Source organism: Mesorhizobium sp. M7A.F.Ca.ET.027.03.2.1 (assembly GCF_003999175.1).
GTDB lineage: Bacteria > Pseudomonadota > Alphaproteobacteria > Rhizobiales > Rhizobiaceae > Mesorhizobium.
Genome location: NZ_RZOM01000622.1, coordinates 1 through 3660 on the forward strand (window position 1 = coordinate 1; position 3660 = coordinate 3660).

Here is a 3660-nt window from a genome sequence, read left to right on the forward strand (position 1 = left end):
ACCCGGAAGAGCGGCCAAAAAAAAACCGCCGTATTGAACTGAAGCTCACCGAACGTTGATCCAAAATCACGCGAACTTGTTCGTCGGCTCAACTCTAGGGCGCAGATAGAGGCCGACAAGGCCTGAAAAGATTATCTTTTTTTAATTACACATTGTCGCAGGGCGATCCTAACTTGCGCCCGGGCCGAGAACCGCCGGCGATGAACCCCCTCATCGCGACGCGACGGAACCGGACGGCCCAAGGCCGGAAGGCAGGCGGACAACCGCCGCCTTCCTCTACAAGAGGAGACGCGTGATGCGCTCTTTCAAGACCTCGCTTAGAACTGCTACACTCACGGCGCTCCTCATCGCCGTTCCGCTTGCCGGCGCCTATGCCGCGGGCCATCACAAGGGCGCTCTCGACGCGGCCGATCCGACCGACATGACTGGCCCGCGTGTCGAGGCGCTTATCGCACAGGTGCAGGGCGTCCGGCAGGGCATCGTGGACGCAAGACAGGCCAACAACATCACCCCGGCCGTGGCGGAACGCCTGGAAATGCGCACGGCCCACATCGGTCAGGCGGCAGAGAAAGTCGCCGCGTCCGATCACGGCAGGATACCGGCCGCGCAATATCATGACCTGCTGCGCCGGCTCGACAATGTCGACCAGCGCCTGAGGGTCGATACCGGCAGCGGTTTCCTGATGGGCGACGGCGACGACGGCGGCAACTACCCGAACGGCTGAGACCACAGCGGCTGAAACGGTCCAAGAGGAAGGGACCACCTGGCGCTTTCGGGAGCCATCCCGCGGGCGTCCTTTTACCAGCCCAGCCAGACCGCGATCAGCGCGGCAATCGCCGGCACGGTCTGGATGAACAGGATCTTGCGGCCAACCGTTGCCGCGCCATAGAGGCCGGCAACAGCCACGCACAGCAGGAAGAAAACCTTGACCTGGAAACCGACCGCCCCGAGGTAAAGCCCCCAGATGAGGCCGGCGGCGAGGAAACCGTTATAGAGCCCCTGATTGGCGGCGAGCACTTTCGAGGCACTGGCGAATTCCGGGGTCAGGTTGAAAGCCTTGTGTCCGCGCGGCGTGTCCCACAGCACCATCTCCAGATAGACGATGTAGGCATGGATCAAGGCCACCAGCCCGACAAGGATGTTGCCGATCATTTTTTTCCCCCTTGATGTGTTGCCGGCAGCATTTCATGCGCGGCCTCGCCTGCGCAAGGTGCATCTGCCGGACGGCATCCGAGGGTTGCCAACGCATTTGCGTTGGTGTCTTTTCGCGCCGTCCCCAATCACGGAAGCCACCATGTCCTTTCAGAAACTCGATGACCTCGGCCACAAGCTCGAAGCGCTTGAGCATGCGCTGGCCATCCTCGGCGCCGACGAGGCCACCCACATGGCTGTCGGCGGTGGCGAGAAACGTGCCGAGGCGATGTCGGCACTCGCCGGCATGTATCACACCAGGGCAACGGCGCCGGAGATAGCGGACTGGATCGCCGCGGCCGAGCAGGAAGCATTGGGTGAAGAGCAGCGCACTGCGGTCTCGGAACTGCGGCGGCAATACACCAACCTGACCTGCCTGCCGGTCGAATTCGTCGAACGCCAGACGACCGCGCGCATGCGTTGCGAGCAACTGTGGCGCGGCCTGCGCGCCAAGAACGACTGGGCGGGCTTCCAGCCTGCGCTGGAGGGCGTCGTGGCGCTGGTGCGCGAGGAGGCGGCGCTGCGTGCCGATGTGCTCGGCCTAGCCCCCTATGACGCGCTGATGGAGCAATACGATCCTGGGAACCGCACCGCCGACATCACGCCTGTGTTCACCGACCTGAAGGCTTTTCTGAAAGGCTTCGTGCCTGAGGCGCTGGCTATCCAGGACGCACGGCTGCGCAAGCGCCCGCTGAAGCCGCTCTCAGGCACCTATGCGATCGACCGGCAGCGCGAGCTCGGCCTTGCCATGATGGCGGCGGTCGGCTTCGACCTGACGCACGGATCGCTGTCGGTGTCGCACCATCCTTTCTGCGGCGGCGTGCCGAGCGACGTGCGCATCACCACCCGCTACAAGACTACAGACTTCCTGTCGGCGCTGATGGGCGTGTTGCACGAGACCGGCCATGCGCTCTACGAACAGAACCTGCCGAAGGCATGGTCGCACTGGCCGCTCGGCAAGGCGCGCGGCATGGCCGTGCATGAAAGCCAGAGCCTGTTCGTCGAAAAACAGCTCGGCCGCAACCCGGCCTTCTGGAACTGGGCGCTGCCGGTGGTCGAAAAGCATCTCGGCGAAGCCTGGTCGCTCGACGATATCCTGCCGCATGTGCATCGCGTCGAGCGCGGCCTGATCCGTGTCGATGCCGACGAGGTGACCTATCCCCTGCATGTCATCCTGCGCTACGAACTGGAGCAGGAACTCGTCGCGGGCCGGCTGGAGGTGGGTGATCTGCCCGAAGCCTGGGACGCCAAGATGCGTGACTATCTCGGCCTCTCCACCATCGACAACCCCGCCGACGGACCGATGCAGGACGTGCATTGGCCAGGGGCCGCCTTCGGCTATTTCCCCTCCTATACGCTGGGCGCGATGATGGCGGCGCAGCAATGGGCAGCGCTGACGCGGGATCATCCTGCCGCCGATGACGATCTCGCCAAAGGCAATTTCGAGGCGATCAACGAGTGGCGCCGCGAAAAAATCTGGTCGCAGGGATCACGCTGGTCGACGCCGGACCTGCTCGAACGCGCCACCGGCGAAAAGCTCAACGCCACCTATTTCGTGAACCATCTGAAGCAGCGATACGGAGCCGTATAGCGGCTTGCCGGCACAGCGGCAGATGTTTCTGCCTACTCAGCCGCGCCCCTGAAAGCACTGGCGCCGGTTTCGAACTGCAGCTTGGCCAGCCGCGCATAGATGCCGCCCTTGGCGACAAGGCTTTGATGCGTGCCTTCCTCGACGATCGAGCCGCCATCCATGACCAGGATCCTGTCGGCCTTCAGCACCGTTGCCAGGCGGTGGGCGATGACGATCGTGGTGCGGCCCTGCATCAGCCGTTCCAGCGCCGTCTGCACCAGCGTCTCGCTTTCGGCGTCGAGGGCGGAGGTGGCCTCGTCGAGCAGCAGGATCGGGGCGTCGCGCAGGATGGCGCGGGCGATCGCAACCCGCTGGCGCTGGCCGCCTGACAGCGTCACGCCGCGCTCGCCGACCTGGCTGTCATAGCCTTTTTCCAGCTTGAGGATGAATTCGTCGGCAAGTGCATCCTTCGCCGCCGTCTCGATTTCGGCCTTGCTGGCTCCCGGCCGGCCGAACCCAATATTGTCACGCGCGCTTGCCGCGAAGATGGTGACGTCCTGCGGCACGATCGCGATGCGCTGGCGGACCGAAACGGGATCAGCCTCGCGCACATCGACGCCATCGATCAGGATCTTGCCTGTTTCGGGATCGTAGAAGCGCAGGATCAGCGAAAACACCGTGCTCTTGCCGGCCCCTGACGGCCCGACGATCGCCACCGTCTCGCCCGGCATGACCTGAAAGCTCAAGCCATGCACGGCGGCACGGTCCGGCCTTGCCGGGTAGGAGAAGGAGACATTGTCGAAGGCGATCGCGCCCTTGGCGACGGCCGGCAGCGGCTTCGGATCGGCGGGAGCCTGGATCGCCGGCTTCTCGGCCAGGATTTCGGTCAGCCGTTCGGC

General features: G+C 64.3%; 4 protein-coding genes. 2 read left to right on the top strand and 2 right to left on the bottom strand.

The genetic code is table 11. The features are described 5' to 3' along the window. Nucleotides 1–295: 295 nt before the first annotated feature. The gene (locus EN750_RS23555; RefSeq protein WP_127269091.1) at nucleotides 296–724 is read left to right on the top strand and encodes a hypothetical protein; all 429 of its coding nucleotides are present in this window, start codon (nucleotides 296–298) and stop codon (nucleotides 722–724) included. A gap of 74 nt (nucleotides 725–798) precedes the next feature. Here the strand turns inward: EN750_RS23555 and EN750_RS23560 are convergent, their stop codons facing one another. Continuing rightward, nucleotides 799–1152, bottom strand: coding sequence for a DUF1304 domain-containing protein (locus EN750_RS23560; RefSeq protein ID WP_127397799.1), 354 nt, complete (start codon nucleotides 1150–1152; stop codon nucleotides 799–801). Between the two features lie 142 nt (nucleotides 1153–1294). On the opposite strand from EN750_RS23560, the gene EN750_RS23565 reads away from it, so the two are divergent. Then, entirely contained in the window at nucleotides 1295–2782 is a 1488-nt protein-coding gene (locus EN750_RS23565) for a carboxypeptidase M32 (RefSeq protein ID WP_127397800.1), read from the top strand. A 32-nt stretch (nucleotides 2783–2814) separates the two neighbouring features. Here the strand turns inward: EN750_RS23565 and EN750_RS23570 are convergent. Next, nucleotides 2815–3660, bottom strand: an 846-nt coding sequence (locus EN750_RS23570; protein WP_127397801.1) for an ATP-binding cassette domain-containing protein, incomplete at its 5' end; no start/stop codon positions are given.